This window comes from Methylobacterium amylolyticum (assembly GCF_030700245.1).
In the GTDB taxonomy this organism is placed as follows: Bacteria; Pseudomonadota; Alphaproteobacteria; order Rhizobiales; family Beijerinckiaceae; genus Methylobacterium.
This window is the reverse complement of sequence record NZ_JAUYZI010000021.1, coordinates 49380-75526: the sequence shown is the minus strand read 5'-3', so window position 1 is coordinate 75526 and position 26147 is coordinate 49380. Positions and strand designations below refer to the sequence as shown.

Genomic DNA, 26147 nt, shown 5'->3' with positions numbered 1-26147 from the left:
CCGGGCGCAGGACGCCCTGTTCCGCGCACGCGTCGACCGGGCGTGGCGGCGGATCTCGTGGTTCGTCCGCGCGGGACGGTGAGGCGCCGGTCAGGCGGGCTCGGCGGCGGGCGCGGTCTCGGGCTCCGGCCGCAGCGCCGGGCGGCGTGTCGCGCGCTCGGCGCGCCGTCGGCGCAGGTGCAGGAACTCGCCGACGAAGCCGCGCCGGAAGAACGAGACGCAGACGATGAAGATCAGGCCGATCACCACCGTGACGAGGTCGCCGATCGTGGCGAGGTAGTTCTGGAGCCCGACCACCAGGGCGGCGCCGACGAGCGGCCCGAAGATGGTGCCGACGCCGCCGAGCAGCGTCATCAGCACCACCTCGGTGGAGGTGTGGAGCGAGACGTCGTTGAGCGAGACGAGTTGGAACACGAGCGCCTTGAGCGCCCCGGCGTAGCCCGCCACCCCCGCCGAGAGCACGAAGGCGATCAGCTTGAAGCGGCCGGTGTCGTAGCCGAGCGAGGTCGCCCGCGCCTCGTTGTCCCGCACCGCCTGGAGAATCTGGCCGAAGGGCGAGTGCACCACCCGGTCGACGAACAGGAAGCCCGCCGCGAACAGCGCCAGGGTCACGTAGTACATCGTCGTATCGGAGGAGAGGTCGAGGCCGAGGAGGCTGCCGCGGGGGATGCCCTGGAGCCCGTCCTCGCCGCCGGTCCAGCGGAACTGCACCGCCAGGAAGTAGACGATCTGCGACAGCGCCAGGGTGATCATCGCGAAGTAAATGCCCCGGCGTCGGATCGCGAGGCCGCCGATGGCGAAGCCGACCAGGGCGGCGGCCGCGACGCCCGCCGCGAGCGCCGCGGGCATGCCGAGCGGGTGGGCGCCGAAGCGGATCATCAGGGCGCCGGTGACGTAGCCGGCGCTGCCGAGGAAGGCGGCGTGCGCGAAGGAGACGAGCCCGGTGAATCCGAGCAGCAGGTTGAAGGCGCAGGCGAACAGCCCGTAACACATCACCTTCATCACGAAGACCGGGTAGATCAGGCCCGGCACGAACGGCACGACGAGGGCGGCGGCGCAGAGCGCGAGAAAGATCTTGAAGGTGGTCGACATCGGCGCCCCTCAGACTTCGCGGCCGAACAGGCCGGCCGGGCGCACGAGCAGGGCGAGCGCCATGATCACGAACACCACCACGGTCGAGGCCTCCGGGTAGACGACCTTGGTCAGGCCCTCGATCAGCCCGAGGGCGAGGCCGGTCATCATCGAGCCGAGGATCGAGCCGAGGCCACCGATCACCACCACGGCGAAGACGATGTTGAGCAGGCTGCCGCCCATCAGCGGCGTCACCTGCATGATCGGCGCGGCGAGCACGCCCGCGATCCCGGCGAGCGCCACCCCGAAGCCGTAGGTCAGGGTGATCATCACCGGCACGTTGATGCCGAAGGCCTGGAGCAGGCGCGGGTTCTCGGTGCCGGCCCGCAGGTAGGCGCCGAGCTTGGTGCGCTCGAACAGGTACCACGTGGCGAAGCAGATCAGCAGCGAGGCGAAGACCACGAAGACGCGGTACTTCGGCAGCAGCATGAACCCGACATCGACCGGGCCCTGGAGGATCTCCGGCGGCTCGTAGCCCTGTCCGGAGACGCCGAAGGCGTAGCGGAAGCCGCCCTCCATCACCAGCGCCACGCCGAAGGTCAGGAGCAGCCCGTAGAGGTGGTCGAGGTGGTAGAGGCGGCGCAGCAGGCTGCGCTCGATCGCCATGCCGAACAGGGCCACGCAGAGCGGCGCCAGCACCAGCGCGACCCAGAAGTTGATCTGGAAGTCCGGATAGCCGAGCCAGGGGCCGAGCTGCGTCAGGCCGATCCAGGCCAGGAACGCCGCCATCATGAACTGCGCCCCGTGGGTGAAGTTGATGATGTTCAGGAGCCCGAAGATGATGGCGAGCCCCATGCTGAGCATGGCGTAGAAGCAGCCGCCGATGAGGCCGATCGTGAGCTGGGCCATGAAGCCCTGGAAGGTGATGTCCATCGTGGGGTCACCGGCGGGTTGAGTTGGCGGATCGCCCTCCCCCCAATGCGGGGGAGGGTGGCCCCCGCAGGGGGTCGGGTGAGGGGAGCGCCGCGTCCGGAGAGGTCGCGGCGGGGCCCGTATCCTGGACCGTCGCGCCGCCCCTCTCCCGCCTCGCTCCGCTCGGCACCCTCCCCCGCAGAGGGGGAGGGATTCCTCCTAGCCCTTTGCGTTGAGAGGGCAGGCGTCGGAGGGCTTCGGGAACACGTCCTCGCCCTTCAGCACGGCGCGGACGTTGTAGAAGTCCCAGTCGCGCTTCGACTCGGAGGGTTTCTTCACCTGGAGGAGCAGCATGTCGTGGACGAGGGCGCCGTCGGCGCGCAGGTGCCCGTTGCGGATCACCGCGTCGTCGATGGTCATGGAGCGCAGCTTGGCCATCACCGCCCCGGCCTCGTCGGTGCCGGCCGCCTGGATCGCCTTGAGATAGTTCAGGGTCGCCGAGTACACCGCCGCCTGCGAGGCGCTCGGCATGCGCTTCATCTTGGCGAAGAACTTCTCGGCGAACGCCCGCGAGCGGTCGTCGTAATCCCAGTAGAACGCTTCCGTCAGGTACATGTCCTGGGCCTTGGCCAAGCCTAAGCTCTTCACGTCGGTGATGTACATGAGCAGCGGCGCGATGACCTGCTTGTCGGTGCGGCCGATACCGTACTCGGCCGCCTGCTTGACGGCGTTGATGGTGTCGCTGCCGGCGTTGGCGAGCGCGATGACCTGCGCGCCGCTGGCCTGGGCCTTGAGCATGAAGGACGAGAAGTCGCCGCCCGGGAAGGGGTGGCGGGAGACGCCGAGCACCTTGCCGCCCTCCGCCTCGACGACGGAGGCGGCGTCCTTCTCCAGGGAATGGCCGAAGGTGTAGTCGGCGGTGACGAAGTACCAGGTCTTGCGGCCGGTCTTCAGCAGCGCCTTGGCGGTGCCGGCGGCGAGCGCGTAGGTGTCGGTCATCCACTGCGCGTTCAGCGGCGAGCACTTGTCGGTGATCGCCGCCATGGCGACGGCGGCCGAGAGCATCGTCACCCGGTTCTTCTGCTTGGCGATCTCCATCACGGCGAGCGCGGTGGAGGAGGTCGGGAAGTCGGCAATCATGTCGACCTTGCCCTGGTCGAACCACTCGCGGGCGAGGTTGGCGGCGATGTCGGGCTTGTTCTGGTGGTCGGCGGCGATCAGCTCGACCGGGGCACCCAGCACCTTGCCGCCCATCTCGTCGATGGCGATCTGCGCCGCCGCCGCCGAGCCGCGGCCGGTGAAGTCGGAGTAGATGCCCGACAGGTCGTTCAGGATGCCGACCTTGACGACGCCGTCGCTGACCGCGTCGGCGGCGAGCGCCGGGAGCGTGAGCGACGCGAGCGACGCGCCGAGCAGTGAACCGATGAACCGCGACCGCATGTCCCGTGCCTCCCGTCCGCCCCGTGTCCGCCCATCTGGGCCTCTCGTGAACCGCGTGCCGGATCCCGGGGAGAGGGGCCCCGGGATCCGGCGTCAGACGCCGAGCAGGCGCCCGACCTCCGCCTCGCGCGCCGCGACGTCGCCCGCCGCGATCTCGGCGGCCACGCGGCCGTGCTCGATCACGTAGTGGCGGTCGGCGAGGTGCCGGGCGAAGTGGAAGTTCTGCTCGACCAGCACGACCGTGAAGCCGCGATCCTTCAGCAGCGCCACGGCCCGGCCGAGCGCCTCGACGATGACCGGGGCGAGCCCCTCGGTGATCTCGTCGAGCAGAAGGATCCGGGCCCCCGTGGTCAGGATGCGGCCGAGCGCCAGCATCTGCTGCTCGCCGCCGGACAGGCGGCCGCCGTAGCTGTCGGCCCGCTCGGCGAGGTTGGGGAACATCGCCAGCACCTCGGCGACGCTCATCCCGTCCGGCCCGAGCTGCGGCAGCAGGGTCAGGTTCTCCTGCGTGGTGAGCGTGCGGTAGATGCCGCGCTCCTCCGGGCAGTAGCCGAGGCCGAGCCGGGCGATTCTGTGGGTGCTGAGCCGGATCGTCTCCTGCCCGCGCACCCGCACCGAGCCCGCCCGGCGGTCGGTCAGGCCGAGGATCGCCTTGAGCGTGGTGCTGCGCCCGGCCCCGTTGCGGCCGAGCAGGGTCACGCACTCGCCCTCGCGGACGGTGAGGTCGATGCCGTGCAGGACGTGGCTCTCGCCGTACCACGCCTCCAGGCCGCGGATCTCCAGGACGGGCGCCGCCTCGGGCAGGATCGCTTCGGGTGGGATCGCCTTGGGCTGGATCGTCTCAGCCATGCCCGCCCCCGAGATAGGCGGCCTTCACCGCCGGGTCGGCGGAGACCTCGGCGTAGCTGCCCTGCGCCAGGATCTCGCCGCGCTGCAGCACGGTGATCGTGTCGCACAGGTCGGCCACCACCGACATGTTGTGCTCGACCATGAGGATGGTGCGGCCTTGAGCGATCCGGCGGATCAGCCGCTTGATCCGGTCGACGTCGTCGAGGGCCATGCCCTGGGTCGGCTCGTCGAGGAGGAGCAGCGGCGGGTCGAGGGCGAGTGTGGTGGCGATCTCCAGGGTGCGCTTGCGCCCGTAGGACAGGTCGGCGGCGTTGGCCTCGGCGTAATCGGCGAGCCCGACATCGCCGAGCAGCGCCATCGCCCGCGCGTCGAGCACCGCGAGCGAGCGGACCGAGCGCCAGAACTGGTACTGCGTGCCGAGCCGCCGCTGGAGCGCGACCCGGACGTTGTCGCGCACGCTCATGTGCGGGAAGGTCGCCGAGATCTGGAACGAGCGCACGATGCCGCGCCGGGCGATGGCCGCCGCGTTCTCGCCCGTGATGTCCGCCCCCTCGTACAGGATCCGTCCACCGGTCGGGGCGTGCACCTTGGTCAGCAGGTTGAAGACGGTGGTCTTGCCGGCGCCGTTCGGGCCGATCAGCGCGTGGATCGCGTGGCGGCGGACCTTCAGGGCGACGTTCCGCACGGCCGTGAAGCCGCCGAAGGCCTTGGTCAGTCCCACCGTCTCCAGCGCGCAATCCGACACGAGGGCCTCGCCGAATCTCCGAGTTGTAGATTGTATAAAATCTGCGGACGGTCAAGCACCCGCATTCGGAGCGCGTCCGTCCCGTTCACGCGGCGTGCGCGCGCCGATAGATCGCCACCAGCGAGGTGGCGGCGTTGGCGATGTGCGCGCGCAGCAGGTCGGCGGCCTGCGCGATCTGCCCGGCCTCGCAGAGCGCGACGATGCGGGTGTGCTCGGCATCGGCGCGGGCCACGTCGCCCGAGACGGAGAGCTGGAGGCGGGTCGGGCGGTCGCAATCCTGCAGCAGACCGGAGACGATGCTGAGCGAGCGCGGCCGGTCGGCGTGGCGGAGCAGGTCGAGGTGGAAGCGCCGGTTCAGCTCCCCCCAGCGGTCGACCTCCCCGGCCTGGAGCGCCGCGCCGTACTCCGCCGTCAGGTCGTGGAGCGCGCGGACATCGGCCTCCGAGAAGCGGGGTGCGGAGAGCAGCAGGAGCTGCGGTTCGAGCTGCACGCGGAGCTGGAAGATGTCCTCGACCTCCTCCACCGTCAGGCCGGCGACCACCGCCCCGCGATGCGGCACGATCCGCACGAGGCCGGCCGCTTCGAGCTGGAGCAGGGCCTCCCGGATCGGGATCCGGCTGATGCCGAACGCCTCCGCGAGCGCGTCCTGCCGGAGCTGGACGCCCGGCGCGAGGTCCCCGTTGAGGATACGCTGCCGGAGCGCGTCGGCGACGGCTGCGGAGACGGTCTTGTGGCGCAGCCGGTCGGGACCGGACCTGGGGCGGGTCGCAGGGGACATCGGGCCTCGCATCGCAGTGTATATTTTATCCGCTTGCTGTCCGGGGATGCAACCGGACCCGCGCACGGCGATCACGCTACGGCACCGAGCCGTCCCGCCCGTCCTTCCGGTCCCGCGGATTCCAGGGATGGCCGCGGCGGCGCGACGCGGCGGTTCCAGCGCCTTGACGAACCACCTCCGGACGTAGTGAAAGGGTCTCGACGCCCCGAAACCGTCAGACCCGTCAACGGTTTCCGAGCGCGCGCCGGTGTAGCACAGCGGTAGTGCAGCGGTTTTGTAAACCGAAGGTCGGGAGTTCGATCCTCTCCACCGGCACCACGATCATCGAACGATCTCAGCAAGTTACCGGTTTAGTTGAGGATTCAGCGGCCAACTGCTACACACGGCTGCTACACATGGTCCTCCAGATGGCCCGTCCGTCCGCCCGTCTCGGCACACTCAACCACCAGTTCCGGCGCCGATACCCGGCGGACATTCGGCGCATCCTCGACAAGCTCGGGGCTTCGTTCGTGAGACCGTCAGGATGGGGCAAGGAGGGCATCACGCTCACTCTGGGCACCGCCAACAGCACACAAGCGAAGGCCGCCCACGCCCGCATCTCGGCCGATGTAGAGACCACCTTCGCGGCCTTGAGGACTGGCCCGCGGCACCTGTCGCATAAGGAGGCTGTGGCGCTCTCCGGCGAGGTCTACCGGGCGCTCATCGCAGAGCATGAGGACGATCCCGGCGAGGTTGAGCGGTGGCTGAAGGCCGAGGTTGAGAACCTCAAAGCCGAACTGGGCCAACTCGGGCCAGCCTCACTCAAGATCGAGACGGACGCGGAACGCCAGCTCCGCGACCGGGAGAGCCTGTTCGGCACCAGGGTGACCGCCATCCTCCAGGGTAAGGGATTGTGGGTGGACGCGGACAGCCGCGCTCGTCTGCTGGAGCAGGTCTCGGGAGCAGTTCGCCAAGGGAACGTCGTGCTGATGGGCCGCGCTGCTGGGGACTACACGCCTGATCCCCAGGCCGACCGCTTCCCTGAAGTCCCGGCGTTCAGTGCGCCCACACCGCGCGGCAGGTCCAAGCTGACGATGGCGGCCTTGTTCGAGCGGTGGGAGAAGCACCCGGAGCAGCAGAACACCTCCCCGGACACCAAGCGTCGCTACAAGGGCGTCTTCAGCGCGGTGAGCGACTTCCTGGGTAACCCTGATGCCCGTGAGGTCTCGTCAGGCGACCTCCAGCGGTACGTCGAGGCTCGGATGGAGGCCGCTGACAGCCCGCTCTCGCCACGCGCAGCCCGTGACGTGCACAAGGCCGCCCTTAGCTCCGTCTACGGCTGGGCGACCACCAAGGCGACCCTAACCGGGATCAAGGCCAACCCTGCGGCGGGGGTGGGTATCAAGGTGGTGAAGGCCCGCGCCACGCGGCCAAAGGGGCTGACGGACATAGAGGCACACCGTCTTGTTGAGGCTGCCCTGGCTGTTCACGTGGTCGAGGCGCAGCCTCGGACCCTCCCCGCGGCACGTCGATGGGCCACCCTCGTGTGCTTCTACACCGGCTCCCGTATCGGCGCCGTGGCGCAGCTCCGCAGCGAGGACGTGTCGGTTCGCCCAGACGGGGCGACAATCCAGTTCACGCCTGACGCAGGGGAGGGGATCAAGGGCGACGCCCGCGTGGTCCCCGTTCACCCCCGCTTGATCGAGCTGGGCTTCCTGACCTTCGTGGAGGCGGCACCTGTCGGCCCCCTGTTCTATAACCCCTCCCAGCGCCGCAGAGCCGACGCCCGAATCTCCCAGGGCGACCTTGTGGCTCGTGAGCTGGCTGAGTGGGCGGGCAAGATCGTGGCCGCTCCCGATCTCGGGAAGGTGCTGCACGCGATCCGGCACAGGTTCATGACTTGCTGCCGGCACGCCGGGATCGAGGAGCAGTACGTTGAGGCCATCGCCGGCCATGCCCCTGGGAGCCAGAACCGGGAGTATGGGGAGTTCCCTATCGCGGTGCTCGCGAGGGAGTTATTGCGGCTCGATCCCATGAAGGTGGAAGGCAACGTGGCGTAGCAGGCTTTGTGCAGGGGATGAATCAGCTCCCGGGTGCATAATCGTCTCGTCAGCACGCCTAGCGCTTCCTTCTGAAGCGGCTAAGATCTGTTCTGGTTAGGGCTGAAGAGGCAATGGCCGAGACGAGTACCATCGAGTGGACGGACGCGACGTGGAACCCGGTTACGGGCTGCACAAAGATCAGCGCGGGCTGTGACCATTGCTACGCGGAACGGTTCTCGGAGCGGTTCAGGGGCGTTCCTGGCCACCCGTTCGAGACCGGCTTCGACCTGACGCTCCGCCCCGCTCGCCTCCACCAGCCGCTGCTCTGGCGGCAGCCGAAGATGATCTTCGTGAACTCGATGAGCGACCTCTTTCACAAGGAGTTGCCGGTCTCGTTCATCGACGGGGTCTTCGACACGATGGAGCGCGCGGACTGGCACACCTTCCAGGTCCTCACCAAGCGGTCATCGCTGATGCGTGCCTACCTCCGGCGGCGCTACGGGAGCGGCAGGGGGCCAGCGCACATCTGGTGCGGCGTCTCAGTTGAGGACGGCACCAAACTATCGCGTGTGCGCCATCTGCGGGAAGCACCAGCCGGCATCAGGTTCCTGTCCGTTGAGCCCTTGATCGGGCCCATCGGCCGCATGGACCTTCTCGGGATCGACTGGGTCATCGTCGGGGGAGAGAGCGGCCCCCGGGCACGGCCGATGGCCCCCGAGTGGGTCCGAGATGTCCGAGACCAGTGCCGCGCTGCGGGAGTGGCGTTCTTCTTCAAGCAGTGGGGGGGACATCGCCCGAAGGCGGGAGGGCGCCTTCTGGATGGCCGGGAGTGGTCAGAGTTCCCGGAGATCGCCCTAGATCGGACCCCGGTTAACGCAGCATGACCAAGCGCCCCAAGGACAAGAAGGTCGGCCCTTGGGCAGAACAGAAGCTCGACAGCCTCCACCGGGGCCTCGACTACTGGACGACTTACCTCAAGAACATGCCCTATTGGCAGAAGGTCTACGTGGACGCCTTCGCTGGGCCAGGTCTCTCGGAAGTGCGCCAGAGGCCGAAGGACAGCAAGCCGGTTGAACCGAGCGGCCTTCCAGACCTCTTCGCGGACGAGCTGCCTCCGGTGGCTGATCCCATCGCGGAGGAGGCCCGGTACTTGAAGGGTTCGCCGCGCATCGCGCTCGACCTCCCGAACCCCTTCCACCGCTACATCTTCATCGAGAAGGACCCGGGGCGCCTTGCTGATCTCCAAGCGCTCCAGACCGAGTACAACGGGTCGCGGAACATCGAGATCGTGCCCGGTGACGCGAACAGCGCGCTCCTTGCTCTCCTCGGCTCCGGGTTTAGCAAGAGGACCCATCGCGCCTACATCTTCCTGGACCCTTTCGGCATCCAGGTGCCCTGGAAGACCATCGAGGCCCTGGCTGCCACGAAGGCCATCGAGGTGATGATCAACTTCCCGATGGGCATGGCCATCCGGCGCATGATGCCGAAGACCGGGGAGATCCCCTCGGGCTGGAGCATCTCGCTCGACGCCTTCTTCGGGACGCCGGACTGGCGAGATTACGCCTACGAGGAAGTCACAGACCTGGGCGGCACGCGCACCGTCAAGTTCGCGGACAGCGAGACGCGGCTTCTCGACTGGTATAGGGGCCGCCTTGAAGCCGCGTTCGGCTTCGTCTCTCGCGCCCAGCTCATCACCAACACGAGGGGTGGGCGCCTATACTACCTCATCTGGGCTGGACCTCGTGCGGAAGGGCTGAAGGGCGCCGACTACATCCTGACCATGAAGCCCAAGGGCACATCGAGGCAGAAGCCGGTCCTCTTGTAGCTGCTACGGGACAGGCGAGTGCGGACAACGGCATCTCAAGCATGGACCGCCCTTCCTTTAGGCGCACGTCTCGGGCGCTCTTGCTGATGCCGATGGTGACGAGCCGGCGCAGCCCAGGCGGCACCTCACCGACCACGTAGCGGGACAGGATCACATCGGCTTTGACCCCGCTGCTGATAGGGGAGCCGGGCAGTGGGTCAGTTTGAAATCTCTTGCGCTCAATGAGCCGCCGCGCTTACGATCTGCCCCCGTAGGCGGGGCATGACCGTGGCGAAGATAATAGTTACCAAAAAGGCGCAAACTGGTTCGGCAAAGCCCGCTGCCACGGTGAAAAGGCCATTAGTCGGGCAGCCTAAAATTGCTCCTATCGCAAAACTGTCGCAGTACATCGATGAGATTAAACAATTTAACGCCTCAACAAATAAGACTCATCTATATCGGGGTCATTCCAAGAACTCTTACAAAATACTTCCTAGTTTGTTCCGCGATAAAAACCATCGCAGGGATGAAAAAAGCATTCGCCGGGAACTGATTGCCCTGCATCCTGGAGAGTTTCTTGAAGATCGCAGCGTATTCGATCAACTAGTCCGTATGCAGCACTTCTCACTTCCGACGCGCCTTATGGATGTAAGCTACAATCCATTGGTTGGCTTGTATTTCTGCTGCAAGAGCAGCAAAAATGAAGATGGACACGTTGTTCGATTCAGCATCGACAAAAGATTAATCAAGTATTACGATAGCGACGCCATTAGTTGCGTCGCAAATCTTTCGAATCTTAGCGGCAGCGAACGTAATGAATTGAGAGCAGCAAACAGTACTAATCTAATCGTAAATTGTACTGCCGGGCGCAGATTGTTGCAATTTATTCGCGGAGAAAAACCCCACTTTTTGCCAGAAATTGAGCCTGAGGATCTTTTTCGAACTCATGTTGTAAAACCCAAGCAAAACAATAAGAGAATCATTGCGCAACAAGGGGCATTTCTTGCCTTCGGTTTAGAAACTGGTTTATTAGACAATAACGAGTCAGATATTCAAATTACTAGAATAGCTATACCTGCCGCGTCAAAAAAATCTCTATTAGATGAATTAGATGTAATTAATATAAATGAAAGTTCGTTGTTTCCGGAGATCGAATCATCTGCAAAGTATATAATGAGGAAAATAACGCCTCTGTCTGACAACTTCGAGGATTAGACATTCAAGTTTTTTTATAAGATCCGCGTTTGCTAGGCTTCGCATCAACCACCTCTACTAGCGCGACGATATCGCCGATCTCCCACAGCCGATCGGTCACGCCCGCCGCCATCGCCGGGCTGACCCGCAGCTTCCCGTGCAGCCGAACGAAGTTGTAGTACAGGAAGTGCAGCGCCACCGCGTAGGCGTGATGCTCGACCTTCTTCGAGAACGCGTTCGTGATCCGGGTGAACCGGCGCATGTGCATCCGCATGGTGAGGTTCTGACGCTCCACGTAGGACGTGGAGACGTGCGCAGGATCGGGCGCGCCCTCGATCTTGTGCTTGACCGCCCCGGTACACTCCACGGGGCTGTAGCGGCCCTCCTCGGCGCCGGGCGGGCTACCGTAGATCTTCACGAGCTGCGCGTAGTCCACGTCCGCGCCGAACGCATCCTCGACCGCCTCAAGGTACGCCTTATGGCCGTCTGAGGTGAGCTGCACCTTCTTGGCGAGCCGTTCCTTGAGGTCGGTGATGAACCACGAGGCGCACTCGCCGTCCCGGGCACCGATGAAGTAGGACAGCACGAGCTTCGTGTCGGCGTCGATCGCCGCCCACGTCCATGTGTCGCCAGCGCCGTCCGGGGCCGCCTTGGCGCCCGCCACGTTCTTCTGCTTGGCGTAGGTGAAGCTCCAGATCTCATCGACTTGGACGCGCTTCGCCCGGACATTGCGGACGTGCTCATCGTGATAGGCCGCGCACGCCTTCCCGGCGTCCACGAGCAGCTTGGCGACGGTGTTCTTGCTGGCCCCGGTGAGGCGGACCACGGCGCGGATCGAACTACCCTCGCACAGGAGGTGCAGAATGCGCGCACGGTCAGTGGCGGAGAGCCTGTTCATAGCCCTCCGACAATATGACCCTTGTGCTTGTCAGTCAAGCATCATGGGTCGCTTTGGCTATGGCATCTCGAAGCTCGTCCCGGTACTTGGCCGTGACCTCCCGGGACGCCAGACGAGCGGCCTCGGTAGGAGTGAGAGCCGGTGGCTGAACGAACGATGACGGCATAACGCGTTCATCGCGCTCGCTAATTTTCGGGAAAGGGCGATCACTTTCCTTCTGGCGCATCGCGGTCCTCCGTTCCAGAGTTGTAATGTCGTGCGAAAAACCTCTGGTTCAACTCCGCTGGGAAATAATGCTTACGCTTGACCCAAACGAATCCCTCCGATTTAGATATTATCGCAACGTCGACCTCGCCGCCAACAGTTTCCTGTTGACGAGTGACTTTTCGCTTGAGGGATGTGATCTCGATCAAAGATGACGCCAGCGTCGACATCTCTTGCCTCGGCATCAGGCGTATCATGTCCTTAATTGGTGCTGAGGAATACTTTTTAATGTAGTCATCTGTCTTCTTTATGTAGTCTCCTTGCATCTTCGATATGACCGGTGCCATAGACACAAGGGTTTGATCGACTTTTGTTTTGTTGTTGAGCATTGCGTTTAGCACCTCTCGCGATGTCTCGGTAATAATGTCGCCAATCAAGTCGTCAAAGTATTTTTTCACCGATGGGTCGGCGCCGTCAAGAAAGCTCTTCATCATGTCGTCTTGAGCAAAGCCGAGTATATCAGCTTGCGGCGGTCTTCTGCCAATATCAATACTCTCTTTGCCGACGTACTTTAATCTGCCATTAATGATGCCGTCTGTTTCGATAGCTTCTAAGGATGGGCAGCGTTCTTTGTCTCCGAAGCCGGCGAAAACTAGTCCAGTCCGATACGACGAAAATTCGGTTTTTGCTAGGAACATACCAGCATACGCTCGCAGCGTTTTGCGAGTTGTCTCAGTCGGGACAAGGCTCCCCATCACTTTTGCCGTCAACTCATCAAATATAGTATCGTATTTTGTCGCTAGTTTATTGCTCGTTGATCCTTTGACGAATTTCAACGGCTTGAGTTTGGCAATCTGATCATTGATATAGCCTTGCGCTATGCCGTTCACTTTGCTTTTCTGGTAAGAGTTCCGAGCAATCACGTCTTGAATAACGAGTTGTTGGATTTCTGCCTCAGCTCTGCTGAATAGATCAAGCAGGACCATGTAGGCATTATCTTCTTCGTCGACGGTTGTGTACGGGACGATTGTTGAAATGTAATTTAGAAAATCGTCTCTGTAGCCCTGTATCTGATCAAATGATTTTCTCTTAAGCTGATTACGGTATTCCTTTATTATAGACTCGAAGGGCAAGCCCATATAGTCGAGTCTGCCATAGATCATAACGCCAACTGGATGATAGCAACTCAGCTCGAATATCTTATTGACTGTATTATATATCTTGAGATTTGGTGGTTGACCTATACTAACGGCGCTATCTGCAGCCAAAGCGACGGCAGATTTGTTCAGAATTGCAATCTCAGCCGTCATCTTTCCGCCACCGTGCGGCGGCGGCTGTACGGGCAATTGCGGAACGCTCCTCGGCCGACAGCTTGTCGGCCCGCGCCCGTCCTCCCTTCAAGCCGCCGCTTCTCGCGAACTCAGTTGCGGGCGAGCTTGGCCGATCAACTTGAGACTGTCTATCGGGGTCAGTTACACCCGTCGCTGCATCCACGATGAACTTGGCGAGTTGGTTGGGGTCGCGGGGGCGCTTGGGGGCGGTCATCACGCGTCCTGCCACTGATCGTCGTGGCCTTCTTCGGCAATGCGCCGCCACGCCTGATCGGGGTCAACCGTGAGCGTGATGTACGTTGCTGTCGGATGCAGCTCGCGGACGCCATCAAAAGCCTGACCGGCGCGGAACATCGCGGTAGTCAGATCGGTCGCCTCAACGGGGATGCGTTGCAGGGGCTCGGCCTGCCCATCTGCCATGACGGCGAGTGTGAACCTTATCATCCCCCGACCATGCCACGCGCTCCCGCCGTCACCAAGGGCGGGTCAAGCAAGTGGGATTTCAAACTGACCCACTACCGGGAGCCGTCCTGCATGGTGCTGGTGAGGACGTGCCGTATCAGGGCGTCTTCTTCGATGATGGTCATGGTGTTGCTCTCGCGCATGAGGACGGGAACGGCGCCCCGGAGGAAGCCGCTGAGGGGGAGATCGGACGTGTGCGGTGGGGTGGTTCTGTGATGCCCCTGGGATCGCCTCAGGGGCTCGCTGACGGGCTTCGACGGTGTCGAGGACAAGCCACTGCCGGCTGCGGTCACGGGGTTCCTGCGGCGTCCGGAGCGGCTTTGACGGGCCGTCCGCTAAGTGGCTGTCAGATCATCAGAAGTTACGGGTCTTGTAGATGGTAGTTTGGGTGTTCCTTAGACAGCAGCACGGGGGACCTTCACGTCCACCGGGATGGTGACGTGAGCGACATCGGAGGCTGCTACCCCCATCACCTTCCCCACCTCCGTTGACCGGGAGACCGGACAGAACAGGCCGTCATGGAGGCTGAGGACGGGGATGCCCCTGGCCTTCATCTCCACCAGCACTTCCATCAGGATCACGCTCTCCGTGTTCTGGAGCTGAGGGGCCATCCCGGTGCCCAGGCAGGGTGCCAGGAGAGGGTGGCGGGACAGGAGGGCATCCCTGAACCGAGGGACGCTCCAGCCCCGTGGTAGCACCGGGTCACCCTCATCGGCGGTGGGCCAACCCCGCGTCCGGGTGAAGGGGTCGCAAAGCAGGGTGTTAAAGCTAGCCTTCACAGCAGGCCGCACCTCTCGGGTGTCCAGGCCTGGCAGGGCGTAGATGTCCCCCTCAGGGGGCTCCAGCCCCAGGCTCGCGTAGGCCAGCCGGGGTGCCATCGAGGCGTAGTCGAGGACCGCGATGGGCTCGCCCTCGATCCTGAGGTTCCCGCGCCGGGTCTTGGGGAGGTTCTGCCAAGCGCCGCCGTAGAGGCGCCCGCCGAGGTCGAAGCCCAGGTGGTCGTCGCCGGCCGCGCAAAGGAAGTGCCGCCGCTGCACCCGGTCGGTGGTGTCCACCGGCCCGAGGCCATCGTCGAGGAAGGTGATGTCCGCCCCGGCCACGAAGGCGTTCACCGCCCGCATGGTCTCGCGCAGTCCCCGTGCCTGCTCGCTCTCCGGGTAGTTCACCAAGCCCACCCGGATCAGGTCACCGCCCCCGGTGGTCTCCTTCCGCTTGGCGAGGATGACCTCCTCCCCCTCGATCCGGCCGAGGTCCGTCAGGGTGATGCCGGCTTCGATCACCTTCGCCCGGAAGGCCGGGGTCGGCGCGATGGAGGATGCGAAGCGCCCCTCCCGACCACGGGACCCCACCTGCCGATCCAACCAGCCGATGTCCTCAAGAGCACCGAGAAGGCGCCTGTAGGGCTTGCCCATCGCCGGGTTGTCGTAGCGGGTGCGGCCACCCTCGGGGTTACCGGTGAGGACAGCCCTGCGGCCCTCCTGGGGGCTCAAAACGGTGTGCACGAGGTTCGCGGTGGTGACTTCGATCGCGGTCAGGTGCTTGGCGTGGTCGGCGGGGCGGCGTTGCCTCTGCCGGGGATCGGTCTCGCGCTCATGCTGGGCGACGAAGGCGGTGGCCTCCTCGACCAGACGACAGAGGCGCGGCGTAGCAGCCCCCATCCACTCGTCGAGCCACGGGTAGCGGGCATGGTTGTTCGGCGCGCACCTCTCGGGTGCACGCTCTGACGGTGCGGGCATGGTAATGATCCTGGGAAGGTGAAGGTGCCCGGCAGGCGGGCGCGAAGGGGCACGGGGAGATGCCGAAATAGACTGATACACCCGGTCGCGAACGCGGGCGTGTTTCTCCTAGCGGTGGCCCTTATCGCCCCACACGCAGCCGGTCCTTTCTCCTAGTGGTCCGGGAAATCACCCAGGGCACCGTCAGCGGTCTCGCTCGACAGGCCCCGCGGACCGCCTATCGTGCCGCCATGAGCTACGTGGACCGCATCGCCCGGCTGCGCATCACCTTGGACGACAGCATGCCGGCCGTCTGGCGCACCGTCGAGGTGCCGCTGACGATGACCCTGAAAGGGCTGCACGAGGTGATCCAGGCGGCCATGCCGTTCGAGGACTACCATCTGTTCGCCTTCCGCTCCGGGGATCACCGGTACGCGCTGCCCGACCTCGAATGGCCCGACCCGAACACCCGTAACGCCAAGACCACCAAGCTCGGCACGGTGCTGGAGGACGGAGCCGAGACGTTCGCCTACGTCTACGACTTCGGAGACAACTGGCAACACACCGTGAGGGTCGAGGCCATCGGCCCGGCTGACCCGGCCGTCGAGTATCCCCGGTTCCTCTACGGTGCCAGACGCGCCCCACCGGAAGACGTGGGCGGCACGTTGGGTTTCGAGGAGTTCGAGAAGGCGGTCACCAAGCCCCGCCATCGTGAGCATAAGGCGATGCTGGCGTGGTACGGCGGCCCGTTCGACCCCGAGTTAGTTCCGGTCGAGATCATCACCGAGAAAATGGCCAAGCTGGCCAGACGCCGGACCCTCGGCAAGGCGGCCTTCGCCAGGAGCCGGGGGCTGGAGCAATAGACGGCTTCGCGCTCACCCGACCTGTCAGGCCGCGGCACCCCAGCGTGCGAGAGCGGCCTCCGCCTCGACCGCGTTGTCCCGGATGCGGTAGACCGTCTGCCGGCTCAAGCCGGTGGCCGTCGCGATCTCGCTGACCCCTGTCCCCTGCCCCAGCGCATCCCGAACGGCGTCGAATTGCACGCGGGTGAAGCTGGGCTTGCGGCCCCTGTAGGCGTCCTCACGGGCCCTGGCGTGGTCGATGCCGGCCCGCTGGGCTTCCTTCGTGGCCTCGGCCTGGGCCTGTGCTGTCGCGGCCATGAAGCCGATGAGCGCGTCCCGCACGGCCTGCTGCATCGGGTCGGTGGTCGCCCCATCGAAGGTGAGACCGTTGATGACGGTGCGGACGATGACACCCCGGCGCATCAATTCGCGGATGGTGTCGCACACGTCCGTGTAGTTCCGTCCAAGGCGGTCCACCCATCGCACCACAAGCACGTCCCCGCGCCGGAGCATGTCGAACAGACGACGCCCCTGCGGGCGTTCTCGGAGGACCGTGGTGAGCCCGGACACACCCTCGTCCGCCACCACCTCGTCGATGGCGAAGCCTGCCGCCTCCGCCTGCTTGCGCTGGTGCGCGAGGGTTTGTTCGGTGGTGGAGACGCGGGCGTAGAGGACGGTCTGAGGCACGGCGACACCTGTCCGAAAGGATGATGTTCGTATAGAAACGTGTCCGTATGTCGATGTCAACCCTTACGGACAGCGCTCCAGTCACTCGGGCCGCTGTCCGCTACGGCATACCCATGCGGACAATTATCGGGAAAGGTGACCGACAGTGGACCTATCGGCTACATTCCAGACGATCATCGGCGCTGGCATCGGGTCAGCCATCATCCAAGCTGTCATTCCGGCGTTTCGAGACTGGCGGAAGCAATCAGCGCAAGCGAGCTACCTCGCGCTTCGTTTGGCCGTGACGCTAGAGGCTTTCGCATCGGCATCCTGCGATTTGATCGCGGTCAATGAGAACGCCCCGTGCTCGCCTGACCATGCTTACCCGAGATGGACGACGAAGCTACCAGCCCTTGCTGAGTTTCCACCGGACCAAGAAGGTTGGCTGGCCCTCGATAGAGATCTAGCGGAGCGCGCCTTAGCTTTCCGCAACAGAGTTTCTAAAAGTCAGAGCGTGATCTCCGATACAGCGTGGCTCAACGAAGGTGCACTTGGCGCCTCGGTCGAAACTGAAGCAATGGAACGTGGGCTAGAGGCTTGGCGCTTAGCATCGGATCTACGCACCAAGCACAGAGCCAAGGCCGCACGCCCGATCTGGGATTATGCCGCAAAATTGGAGAGCATCGAGGCAAGACAGAAAGAGTACATGCGAGAGAATAATAAGCAGCCATGATGTCACAGGGCTCGGGAGGGGGCCAAGGGGGACACTGTGCCCGCGAGTTATGTCGATGCCGGCTCAGATTTTTTTTGCGACTATTCTCCCCCCGGAGCCGTTCTCCCGTGAGCCTTGCACGGTGAGTGAACCCGCGTGGGGCCGCGTCCTGCACCAAGTTCCGCCGTCCCGCCTCCTCCATCAGGGACACCTTGACGACCAAGGCAGCGAACTCGCTGACGTGGATCGGCCAGAGGTATCGACGGGGAGGCGGGACGGTGACACTGGACAGGTAATGATTTAGCCAATGGTGTCAGTGCACCAATGTGCTGCTGCCCGGTTTAGCGCCTAACCTGCGGATCGTGTCAGCATTCAGGAGCACCAACGGACCATATTCCACCTCATTTATCGTAAAATCTTCTGTGCAAAGACCGTTCAAAATCATAAGCACGGTCATATCGTCTGCATCGAATTGATCGCCCTCAACGGCGAGATCGATACCCCTAAGCGCGGTCCGAAAGGCTCGCTGAAAACGTTCGGTGTGAGGTACGTTCGGCGCATAATCTTGGTAGATCTGTGATATTCTCACGGATTCGTCTGTAAGATAATTGGCGTCAGGCTGTGTAGATAGGATTTGGGCCAACCACAGCTCCCAAGCTGGCGCCCTCCCACCGTCTGGCAAGGGAACTACCATCTCCTCACCAATCATTTTCTTGCACCATCGGCTCATACTCTCTCGATGCCGCTGCTGATTGTCACGAATGAATTCGCAAACTATTCGCGTGAACGCCTCTTCTTCCTCTTTCGTGGCGCTTCCGCTGGCAAGATGAGCGATCTGTTTCCGAAATATGTTGGTCTGGCGAGCCATGCGGCGTATTTCGTTCTGAAGCTGAGTATGACCCTCTGTTCCTTTTCTCAGACCGCGCAATTTCATGCGGTCGTTGCTGACATGTTTTTCTATGCGATCCACCTGAACCAACAATTCGGAATGAAGTTCGGGAGTGATCGTGACATGAGTCATGGGAGCTGCCTTTCAGCCGGGTTGTCCTAGTGGTCCGAAGAAGCAAAATGCCACTTATGACAGTGGGTTAAGCCACGCTCATAAGAGGCGCCGAACGCGCGGGGCTGAACACGATGTGCGTCCTGCCGAGGTACAGGATCAGGCTCCCGCCCTCAGCCATGTAGTCGGCCCAACGCCGCCCCCGGACACGGCCGCAGGTCTCGATCCATAGTTCCCCGATCCCCGGCAGGGCCACGAAGAGCGTCTCGTGTGCGGTCTCTACCTCGGCCCCAAGCAACTTGAAGAGCATGGTCATTCCCTTTGGCGTTTCCCGCCGTCGTTGTGAACGGCCGCGCTTATCGACTAAGGTTTATAGATAGTCTATGCAGCCAAAAGCCGCCTGAACGGGGCATTGATCCAAGCATCAAGGTGTGGTGTCATGCTCAAATAACTATCCACGGGTGCAAAGATGCTCGATGGTGAGGGACATCTCACCCCTGACAACGCATCAAACCACGCCCCTAGGCTCCGATAGCCACCGGCCAAACGCTCTAGCCTGCTGCGCCTCAGTGCCCTTCAGCATCACCCCCAGGGTCGGCAGGGACACCACCGCCATCATGTGTGCCCCTCGGGCAGTCGGCACCGTGGCATAGCTCCAGGCGTCCCCCGTCAGGGTCACCCCGCGGCGGTGCCTGAACGTGTCCGGGTGCCAGCCGATGGCCGCGCCCGCATCCTTCGCCACCAGCCACAGAACGCCCCGCCACTGCATCGCGCGGACCCTGAACGCCCGCGGCAAGCCGCTGATGCCGGGGCGGAAATTGAGCGTCCGCAGAGCTGCGGGGGCGTGCGCATCGTGGTGCATGGGTGATCCTCTCGGTTCGTGATGGGCCCGGCCGCGTGAACCCGTCCGGGTGGGCCGCTGTTCTGAAGCTGTCGCGCCGTGTGCGCGGGCGGGGACCGAGACGATGCCGATCAAGCTCAAGCGCGCGCTCATCGGGGCCGTCGTCACCGTGGCGCTGGCGGCTGCCGTGTCCTACGGGCTGATAGGCCAGGAGACCGCGGACAAGCTCCAGACCCAAGTCAACCAGACTCTTTCCGAGGGGCAGAACCCGCCGGCCTCAGGCCAACCCGGGACGGGCACCCCCGTGCCGCAGAACCCTGACCCGCAGGCCGCACCGACCGAACAGCGGTCCCCGGCACCGGCCCGGTGACAGGGCAAGAGGCATCGTGGGTCCGATCCACCCGAAGGCCATGCCGGTGCTGCTGACCAAGCCGGAGGAGTGGGCGACGTGGTTGAAGGCGCCCACCGCAGAGGCCCTGAAATTGCAACGGCCGCTTCCGGACGAGGAGAGGAAGGAAGTCGCTCGAGGGGAGCGGAAGGATGGGATCTGACACCTTGAGGCTGCCCCACGGAACTGCTACACATCGGCCCGTTCAATCCGCCGCAAATCCAATTTAGATCAGCAACTTAGCTTGAGCGGTTAGAGAGTTCGATCCTCTCCACCGGCACCACGACAGCCGACCGCGAAACGCCGACCGCTCGATTGGCCGCACCCGCACCAGCGCCCGCCCGCGCAAGATAAGGCCAAGCTTTCGCCGGCAGGGCCGGGCCGACTGGGACAATCTTGGCCGTAGTACCGCGTCCGCGCGCGGATTAAAATTCGATGAATACGGAATTCAGAACGGATTAAACGCCCGGCTCCTACCAGCGCCGCCTCAAGGACGCGCGGCCGGTCCGATCATCCCGATCCCGGCCCGGCCGCACCGTCCGTCTCACGGTGGGGAGCATGGCGAAGAATCCCGACGCAGCGGAGGAGCAGGATCGCGCCGGCCAGGACGCCGCCGTCGCGGCCCCGGCCGGACCGGCGCGGCGCCCGCTCGATGCCGCCGCCCGCGCCCGCATCGGCCGCGGCCTGCGGCTGCACTACGCGTCGGTCCTCGCCCTGCCGGTCCCGGACCATCTGAAGGCCCTCCTCGACGATCTCGCCGCGACGACCGACAGGGAGGCCCCGCGATGATGATGCACGCCGCCCCCGCCGACGCCCCCCCGGGCGCGCCCGCCGAACCGCCCGCGGGCACGCCCCCCGGCGCCGACGCCGAGATGCGCGACCTCCTGCTCGGGGCGATCCCGGCGCTGCGGGCCTTCGCCTTCTCGCTGACCTACGATCTCGACCGCTCGGACGACCTCGTCCAGGACACCCTGGTGCGCGCGTGGGTGAAGGCCGACAGCTTCCGCCGCGGCACCAACCTGACCGCGTGGCTGTTCACCATCCTGCGCAACCTGTTCTACTCGGAGCAGCGCAAGCGCCGCCGGGAGGTGGAGGACGCCGACGGCGCGCTCGCGGGCCGCCTCGCCGTCCTGCCCGAGCAGGAGGTGCGGGTGGAGATGGCGCAGTTCCAGGGCGCCCTGAACCAGTTGCCGCACGCCCAGCGCGAGGCGCTGGTCCTCGTCGGCGCCCAGAGCTTCACCTACGAGGAGGCGGCCGAGATCTGCGGGGTCGCGGTCGGCACCATCAAGAGCCGGGTCAGCCGCGCCCGCGTCCGCCTGATCGAGGCGCTGGGCATGCAGGGCGGCGGCGACGTCGGCACCGACGCGGCGACCCGCGCCGCCCTCGAGGATCGCCGGGGATAGGGTTTCCGAAGCGCCCCGCCCTTCGGTGGGGTGTCGGGGTGAGAACCCGACGGGTTCGCGGGCTCCGCCCGCACCCGCGCGAGGGCGCGCCCGTTCGGAATCCGGGCCTCGCGCGGTGTCGCCGCCCGCTACTTGATCAGCTTCACGGCCTCGCGGAAGCGCGGGTGCTCGGCGGAGGCGAGCCACTCGAACACGACCATCTCGGCGGTGACGATCTCGGCCCCGTGGGCGGCCATCCGCGCGAGCCCGGCCTCGACGCTCTCGCGCCGGCGCGAGCCGACCGCGTCGCGCACCGCGAACACCCGGCGGCCGGCCGCCCGCAGCCCGACCACCGTCTGCAGCACGCAGATATGCGCCTCGCAGCCCGTGGCGATCACATCGTGCCCCTCCGGCAGCGCGTCGAGCACCCCCGCGGCCCGGGTGGCGTCGAAGGCCATCTTCGCCACCGCCGTCCCGGCCGCCAGCTCCGGCAGCGTCGGGCCGAGGCCGGCCGGGTTCTGCTCGGTGCGCAGGATCGGCACGCCGAGCAGGCCCGCCGCCTCGACCAGGCGGCGGGCGTTGGCGATCACCGCCTCCGCCGCGTCGATCGCGGCCATCAGCCGGGCCTGCATGTCGACGACGAGGAGGAGGGAGCGGGCGGGGTCGACCAGCGGCATGGCGGGGCCTCCTCAATACTTGGCGAAGAGCCGGGCCACCGCCTCGGGCTCCTCCGTGACGGTCAGCGCCAGCGCGAGCAGGATCCGGGCCTTCTGCGGCGTGAGGTTGTCGGCGCTGAGGATCCCGCGATCGGCGAGCCGGGTGGTGAGCGGCACCACGCCGCTGCCCGCCCGGGTCGACATCACCACCACCACGCCCGCCCGGACCGCCTCGGCGAGGGCGTCGGCCTCGGCCGGCGGCGCCATGCCGGGGGCGAGGCCGGCAGAGACGAGCCCCCGCGCCCCGGCCGCCCGGAACGCCCGCACCGCGGTGCCGTCGGCATCGGCGCAGGCGTAGGACACGTCGACCCGCGGCAGGGCGTCGAGCGTCCGGATGTCGAAGGCCATGCGCGGCGGCGTCCGCTCGGAGCGCCGGTAATAGCGCACGTCGGCGCCGTCGACCTGGCCGAGCACCCCGAAATCCGGCGTGCGGAAGGTCTGGAGCCGCGCCACCGAGGTCTTGGTCACCTCCCGCGCCGCCTGGATCTCGTCGTTGAGCACCACGAGCACCCCGCGCCCGCGGGACGCCGGCGCCGCCGCGACCCGAACCGCGGCCACGAGGTTGAGCCCGGCATCGGTCGACAGGGCGCTCATCGGCCGCTGCGCGCCCACGAGCACCACCGGGATCGCGACGGTGAGCGTCAGGCTCAGCGCGTAGGCGGTCTCCTCCAGGGTCGCGGTGCCGTGGCCGATCACGATGCCGGCGAGATCCGGGTGCTCGGCGGCGAGCCGCTCGCACAGCCGGACGAGGTCGCGCCATTCGGTGAACCCGATCGCCGGGCTCGGCACCGCCCGGAACGGCACCGGCACCACATCGGCCACGCGCGCCAGCTCCGGCACCGTCGCCACGATCGCGTCGGCCTCCAGGCGCCGGTCGGTGGCGGTGTAGTCGAGGATGTCCAGGGTGTCGCGGCCGAGCGACGCGATCGTCCCGCCCGTGCCGATGAACGCGACCTTCGGCTTCGCCGTCATGGTATCTCCCGGGGGGATGGCAGGACCGTCGCGGCGCGCGCCGCGCCCCGACATAGAGCGCTCTGCGCCGAAGGGGATGCCGGTTCGGTGAAAGAGCGCGCGTCACGACAGACGCTCGGAGCCGTTCCCGATCGCAATGCCACGGGACACGAGGCGGCGAGCCGAGGGGTGTTTCCGACCCTCCACCTCATCCCCAACCCTCCACCGCATCCTGAGGTGCCCGCGCGAGCGGGCCTCGAAGGAGGGCTCCAGGGATCGCGCGGCTGGCTGGAGGGCTCCTTCGAGGCCTCCGCTACGCTCCGGCGCCTCAGGATGAGGGGGGTTGGTGGGATCGGCCGACGCAAACTCGAACTGTCGTGGACCGTACCGCAACGCGATCGGGAACGGTTCCCGCGCACAGCCGGCGCCCGCGTCGAGGCCCGTCGCCGCATGGCGGCGCGAGCGCAGCGGCGCGCGCGGTCGGGCACCGTCCCCGCGGAGCGGCTTTCGGGGGTCGAAGGCGATGCTGGGCTGCGGGCAGGACGGGCGGGAATCGGCGGGCGAAGCGCGGGCCGGCCCGATCAGCTCCGGAAGTCGAACAGCAGGGCGGAGGTGCGGCCGGTGTCGGTGGCGCCGCTCGCCCCGTATCCGGCGCCGCCCGCCTGCGCCGCCTGAAGCTGCTGGATGAACGTCGCCAGCAGGTCGCTCGCCGAGGAACCGCCCGCGGTGCCGGCCGACGACCCGCCGCCGGACGGCGGGCCCGACGCCGCGTCGGCGGTATCCGGGTCGGGCGGCGGCGCGCCGGGGCCGGACGGGCCGCCGGCCGCGTCCGACGCGGCGGTGCTGCGGGCGTGACCGGCGAACAGGGTCTCCAGCGCGTCGGCCTGATCGCGCGTCAGGCTGCCGCCGTCGACCTGATCGGCGATCAGGCCGTCGATCCGGTCCTTCATCGACGCCGGGTCGAGCCGGGCCCGCGCCGCCCCGGTGCCCTCGGAGGCGCCGCTCTCGGCGGATCCGGCGCTGTCGGCGGAGAGACTCGGATCGATCGCGCTCGGCGCGCCGTGCGGCGACTGGGGGGAGCGCTGCGCGTAGGCCTGCGCGGCGGATGTGGACGCGATCGTGCTCATGGCGTGCTGATGGCGCGCTCCCTGGCCGGATGCCGGGTTCAGCCCGCGGCCGCCGCCCGCACGGCGGCCGGCCGGGCCACCTCGGCGTGCCCGTAGAGACCGCGGTGCTTCGGGTGCGGGCTCAGCCGGTCGGTCAGGCCGATCACCGTCTCCGCCGCCCCGAGGAGGAGCGCCCCCTCCGGCGCGAGGCTGCCCGCCAGCCGCGCCAGGATGTCGGATTTGGTCGGCGCGTCGAAGTAGATCAGCACGTTGCGGCAGTAGATCACGTCGAAGCTGCCCAGCGTCTCGAAGCCGTGCAGCAGGTTGATCTGGCGGAAATCGACCATCGCCCGCAGGCTCGGAGCGATGGTCCACTGCTCGCCGGACTGCGTGAAGTACTTCAGCAGCCACTGCACGGGCAGGCCGCGCTGCACCTCGAAGTGGCTGTAGAGCCCGAGACGGGCCTTCTCGATCACCTCGGTGGAGAGGTCGGTGGCGACGATCTCGACCTGCCAGCCGGCCAGCCGCGGGGCCGCCTCCTGGAGCAGCATCGCCAGCGAGTACGGCTCCTGGCCGGTGGAGGAGGCCGCCGACCAGACCCGCAGCCGCCGCCGCCCGGCGTTGCGCGCCAGCGCCTCCGGCAGGATCACGTCGCGGAACAGGTCGAAGGGCACGCGGTCGCGGAAGAAGAACGTCTCGTTGGTGGTCATCGCCTCGACCACCGCCCGCTCGATCGCGCCGTCGCGGGCGAGCCGCAGGGCGCCGACGAGGTCGCGCAGGGCCGGCAGACCGAAGCGGCGGCAGACCGGGGTGAGCCGGCTCTCCACGAGGTAGCGCTTCTCGGGGGTGAGGGCGAGGCCGGAGCGCTGCTTGAGGTAGCCGCGCAGGTACTCGAAATCGAGGTCGGTCATGCGGGCTGTCCGGTCACGAGGGCGCGGAGCGCCGGGCCGAGGTCCGGCAGGGGCAGGACCGCCTGGGCGAGCCCGGCGCGGGCGACGCTGCCGGGCATGCCCCAGACCGTGCTCGTGGCCTCGTCCTGCGCGAGCACGGGCACGCCCGTCTCGACCAGGGCGCGGGCGCCGTTGGTGCCGTCCGAGCCCATGCCGGTGAGGATCACGGCGACGCAGGCGCCGCCGAACACGGCGGCCGCGTCCTTGAACAGCACGTCCACCGCCGGCCGGCAGAAGTTCACGGGCGGCCCGTCGCCGAGGCGGATCGTCGGGCCGTTCGGGCCGGCCGCGAGGTGCATGTGGCGCCCGCCCGGGGCCACGTAGATGCGGCCGGGCTCCGGACGCTCGTCGGCCTTCCCCTCGGCCGCGGGCAGGCCGGTGCGCGCGGCCAGATGCTCGGCGAACACCGCGGTGAAGATCGGCGGCATGTGCTGGACCACCAGCACCGGCAGGCGGCGCAGGGCAGCGGCGCCGATCCCCTCCAGCATCTCGCCGACCGCCTTGGGGCCGCCGGTGGAGGAGCCGATCAGCAGGGCGCGGGGCGGGGCGGCCAGCCGCGCCTTGGGCCGCAACGTGAACGAGGCCGCGGGCTTCGCGGCGGCGACGGGGGGCGCGGGCGCGGAAAGGCCCGCCGGCGCGGCGAGGCTCGCGGGAGCGGGCCGCCGCCCCCGGGCCCGGGCCGCGCCGAACACCCGCACCCGCTCGATCAGGTCGATGCGGAAGGCGTCGGAGGTGGTCACGCCCCGGTTGCTCTCGGGCTTGGCGATGTAGTCGGCCGCCCCCAGCGCCAGACACTTCAGCGAGATGTCGGCGTTGCGGGTGGTGAGCGTCGACATCATCACGACCTGCACCGACGGGCTCGCGGCGAGCATGCGCGGCAGCGCCCCGGTGCCGTCGAGTTCGGGCATGTCGATGTCGAGCAGCACCACGTCGGGGTCGTGGCGGGCCATCATCTCCAGGGCGATGCGGCCGTTGGCGGCGGTGCCGACGAGCTCGAACCCGGCCTCGGTGATCCAGCGGGCCACGAGGCCGCGCACCACCGCCGAGTCGTCGGCGATCAGCACCCGCACGGCAGGCGCGGCGGACGGGGCGGCGGGGTTGCGCGGCGGGGCGACCGCTGGGCTCGAAACCATGATCAGGGCCTCGGAAATCGGATCGGGGATGCACGG

Annotated in this window: 27 protein-coding genes, 1 tRNA gene and 1 pseudogene; 11 read left to right on the top strand and 18 right to left on the bottom strand. The window is 66.3% G+C overall.

The window, feature by feature from the left end; all coding sequences use genetic code 11:
• Positions 1-90: 90 nt before the first annotated feature.
• From Q8W71_RS16185 to Q8W71_RS16160, 6 genes are all read right to left on the bottom strand, one after another.
• Positions 91-1092: a branched-chain amino acid ABC transporter permease gene (locus Q8W71_RS16185; protein ID WP_305526417.1), complete on the bottom strand. Its 1002-nt coding sequence runs from the start codon at positions 1090-1092 to the stop codon at positions 91-93.
• A gap of 9 nt (positions 1093-1101) precedes the next feature.
• Positions 1102-2004 carry a branched-chain amino acid ABC transporter permease gene (locus Q8W71_RS16180; RefSeq protein WP_305526416.1) on the bottom strand — a complete coding sequence of 301 codons (903 nt, stop codon included), beginning with the start codon at positions 2002-2004 and terminating at the stop codon, positions 1102-1104.
• 198 nt (positions 2005-2202) lie between these two features.
• Positions 2203-3423, bottom strand: coding sequence for an ABC transporter substrate-binding protein (locus Q8W71_RS16175; RefSeq protein ID WP_305526415.1), 1221 nt, complete (start codon positions 3421-3423; stop codon positions 2203-2205).
• A 93-nt stretch (positions 3424-3516) separates the two neighbouring features.
• The gene (locus tag Q8W71_RS16170; RefSeq protein ID WP_305526414.1) at positions 3517-4272 is read right to left on the bottom strand and encodes an ABC transporter ATP-binding protein; all 756 of its coding nucleotides are present in this window, start codon (positions 4270-4272) and stop codon (positions 3517-3519) included.
• Positions 4265-5017 carry an ABC transporter ATP-binding protein gene (locus tag Q8W71_RS16165; protein ID WP_305526413.1) on the bottom strand — a complete coding sequence of 251 codons (753 nt, stop codon included), beginning with the start codon at positions 5015-5017 and terminating at the stop codon, positions 4265-4267. The genes Q8W71_RS16170 and Q8W71_RS16165 overlap by 8 nt, the downstream gene beginning before the upstream one ends.
• Positions 5018-5102: 85 nt before the next feature.
• Entirely contained in the window at positions 5103-5795 is a 693-nt protein-coding gene (locus tag Q8W71_RS16160) for a GntR family transcriptional regulator (protein ID WP_305526412.1), read from the bottom strand.
• Positions 5796-6038: 243 nt separating this feature from the next.
• Here Q8W71_RS16160 and Q8W71_RS16155 point away from each other — a divergent pair.
• The 5 genes from Q8W71_RS16155 to Q8W71_RS16135 all read left to right on the top strand — a co-directional run bounded on the left by Q8W71_RS16155 (position 6039) and on the right by Q8W71_RS16135 (position 10835).
• Positions 6039-6113, top strand: a tRNA-Thr gene (locus Q8W71_RS16155).
• Between the two features lie 77 nt (positions 6114-6190).
• On the top strand, positions 6191-7834 hold the full coding sequence (locus Q8W71_RS16150) for a site-specific integrase (protein WP_305526411.1): 1644 nt from the start codon (positions 6191-6193) through the stop codon (positions 7832-7834).
• A 113-nt stretch (positions 7835-7947) separates the two neighbouring features.
• Complete coding sequence (locus tag Q8W71_RS16145) at positions 7948-8700, top strand: DUF5131 family protein (protein ID WP_305526410.1); 753 nt, start codon at positions 7948-7950, stop codon at positions 8698-8700.
• Entirely contained in the window at positions 8697-9641 is a 945-nt protein-coding gene (gene tcmP / locus Q8W71_RS16140) for a three-Cys-motif partner protein TcmP (RefSeq protein WP_305526409.1), read from the top strand. The genes Q8W71_RS16145 and tcmP overlap by 4 nt, the downstream gene beginning before the upstream one ends.
• Before the next feature lie 261 nt (positions 9642-9902).
• A complete protein-coding gene (locus tag Q8W71_RS16135) occupies positions 9903-10835 on the top strand; it encodes an FRG domain-containing protein (protein ID WP_305526408.1) in 933 nt (310 codons plus the stop codon).
• A gap of 4 nt (positions 10836-10839) precedes the next feature.
• Here the strand turns inward: Q8W71_RS16135 and Q8W71_RS16130 are convergent, their stop codons facing one another.
• The 4 genes from Q8W71_RS16130 to Q8W71_RS16115 all read right to left on the bottom strand — a co-directional run bounded on the left by Q8W71_RS16130 (position 10840) and on the right by Q8W71_RS16115 (position 15445).
• The gene (locus tag Q8W71_RS16130) at positions 10840-11712 is read right to left on the bottom strand and encodes an IS1 family transposase (protein WP_305526407.1); all 873 of its coding nucleotides are present in this window, start codon (positions 11710-11712) and stop codon (positions 10840-10842) included.
• A gap of 206 nt (positions 11713-11918) precedes the next feature.
• Entirely contained in the window at positions 11919-13262 is a 1344-nt protein-coding gene (locus Q8W71_RS16125) for a hypothetical protein (RefSeq protein ID WP_305526406.1), read from the bottom strand.
• A 198-nt stretch (positions 13263-13460) separates the two neighbouring features.
• Positions 13461-13667, bottom strand: coding sequence for a hypothetical protein (locus Q8W71_RS16120; RefSeq protein ID WP_305526405.1), 207 nt, complete (start codon positions 13665-13667; stop codon positions 13461-13463).
• Between the two features lie 437 nt (positions 13668-14104).
• On the bottom strand, positions 14105-15445 hold the full coding sequence (locus Q8W71_RS16115) for a hypothetical protein (protein WP_305526404.1): 1341 nt from the start codon (positions 15443-15445) through the stop codon (positions 14105-14107).
• 230 nt (positions 15446-15675) lie between these two features.
• Here Q8W71_RS16115 and Q8W71_RS16110 point away from each other — a divergent pair, with 230 nt between their 5' ends.
• The gene (locus Q8W71_RS16110) at positions 15676-16287 is read left to right on the top strand and encodes a plasmid pRiA4b ORF-3 family protein (RefSeq protein WP_305526403.1); all 612 of its coding nucleotides are present in this window, start codon (positions 15676-15678) and stop codon (positions 16285-16287) included.
• Positions 16288-16311: 24 nt separating this feature from the next.
• On the opposite strand, the gene Q8W71_RS16105 is transcribed toward Q8W71_RS16110, so the two are convergent.
• Positions 16312-16953 (bottom strand): recombinase family protein, encoded by a 642-nt coding sequence (locus Q8W71_RS16105; RefSeq protein WP_305526402.1) that lies wholly within the window; start codon positions 16951-16953, stop codon positions 16312-16314.
• A gap of 145 nt (positions 16954-17098) precedes the next feature.
• Between Q8W71_RS16105 and Q8W71_RS16100 the strand changes: the two genes are divergently transcribed.
• Positions 17099-17665: a hypothetical protein gene (locus Q8W71_RS16100; RefSeq protein ID WP_305526401.1), complete on the top strand. Its 567-nt coding sequence runs from the start codon at positions 17099-17101 to the stop codon at positions 17663-17665.
• 292 nt (positions 17666-17957) lie between these two features.
• Here Q8W71_RS16100 and Q8W71_RS16095 read toward each other — a convergent pair whose 3' ends face one another.
• A complete protein-coding gene (locus Q8W71_RS16095; protein WP_305526400.1) occupies positions 17958-18665 on the bottom strand; it encodes a hypothetical protein in 708 nt (235 codons plus the stop codon).
• A gap of 487 nt (positions 18666-19152) precedes the next feature.
• Positions 19153-19506, bottom strand: a complete 354-nt coding sequence (locus Q8W71_RS16090; RefSeq protein ID WP_305526399.1) for a BRO-N domain-containing protein — start codon at positions 19504-19506, stop codon at positions 19153-19155.
• Between the two features lie 103 nt (positions 19507-19609).
• Here Q8W71_RS16090 and Q8W71_RS16085 point away from each other — a divergent pair, with 103 nt between their 5' ends.
• The 4 genes and pseudogenes from Q8W71_RS16085 to Q8W71_RS16070 all read left to right on the top strand — a co-directional run bounded on the left by Q8W71_RS16085 (position 19610) and on the right by Q8W71_RS16070 (position 21276).
• On the top strand, positions 19610-19855 hold the full coding sequence (locus tag Q8W71_RS16085; RefSeq protein WP_305526398.1) for a hypothetical protein: 246 nt from the start codon (positions 19610-19612) through the stop codon (positions 19853-19855).
• 4 nt (positions 19856-19859) lie between these two features.
• A pseudogene (locus tag Q8W71_RS16080) lies at positions 19860-20036 on the top strand (SOS response-associated peptidase); the annotation flags it as partial.
• A gap of 395 nt (positions 20037-20431) precedes the next feature.
• Positions 20432-20662 (top strand): NepR family anti-sigma factor, encoded by a 231-nt coding sequence (locus Q8W71_RS16075; protein WP_305526397.1) that lies wholly within the window; start codon positions 20432-20434, stop codon positions 20660-20662.
• Positions 20659-21276 carry a sigma-70 family RNA polymerase sigma factor gene (locus Q8W71_RS16070; protein WP_305526396.1) on the top strand — a complete coding sequence of 206 codons (618 nt, stop codon included), beginning with the start codon at positions 20659-20661 and terminating at the stop codon, positions 21274-21276. Before Q8W71_RS16075 ends, Q8W71_RS16070 begins: the two co-directional genes overlap by 4 nt.
• Positions 21277-21404: 128 nt before the next feature.
• On the opposite strand, the gene Q8W71_RS16065 is transcribed toward Q8W71_RS16070, so the two are convergent.
• From Q8W71_RS16065 to cheB, 5 genes are all read right to left on the bottom strand, one after another.
• On the bottom strand, positions 21405-21932 hold the full coding sequence (locus Q8W71_RS16065; protein ID WP_305526395.1) for an isochorismatase family protein: 528 nt from the start codon (positions 21930-21932) through the stop codon (positions 21405-21407).
• A gap of 12 nt (positions 21933-21944) precedes the next feature.
• A complete protein-coding gene (locus Q8W71_RS16060) occupies positions 21945-22943 on the bottom strand; it encodes an asparaginase (RefSeq protein WP_305526394.1) in 999 nt (332 codons plus the stop codon).
• 560 nt (positions 22944-23503) lie between these two features.
• The gene (locus tag Q8W71_RS16055; RefSeq protein ID WP_305526393.1) at positions 23504-24049 is read right to left on the bottom strand and encodes a hypothetical protein; all 546 of its coding nucleotides are present in this window, start codon (positions 24047-24049) and stop codon (positions 23504-23506) included.
• A 38-nt stretch (positions 24050-24087) separates the two neighbouring features.
• Positions 24088-24939 (bottom strand): CheR family methyltransferase, encoded by an 852-nt coding sequence (locus Q8W71_RS16050; RefSeq protein ID WP_305526392.1) that lies wholly within the window; start codon positions 24937-24939, stop codon positions 24088-24090.
• Positions 24936-26111 carry a chemotaxis-specific protein-glutamate methyltransferase CheB gene (gene cheB / locus Q8W71_RS16045; RefSeq protein WP_305526391.1) on the bottom strand — a complete coding sequence of 392 codons (1176 nt, stop codon included), beginning with the start codon at positions 26109-26111 and terminating at the stop codon, positions 24936-24938. Before cheB ends, Q8W71_RS16050 begins: the two co-directional genes overlap by 4 nt.
• Between the last annotated feature and the right edge of the window lie 36 nt (positions 26112-26147).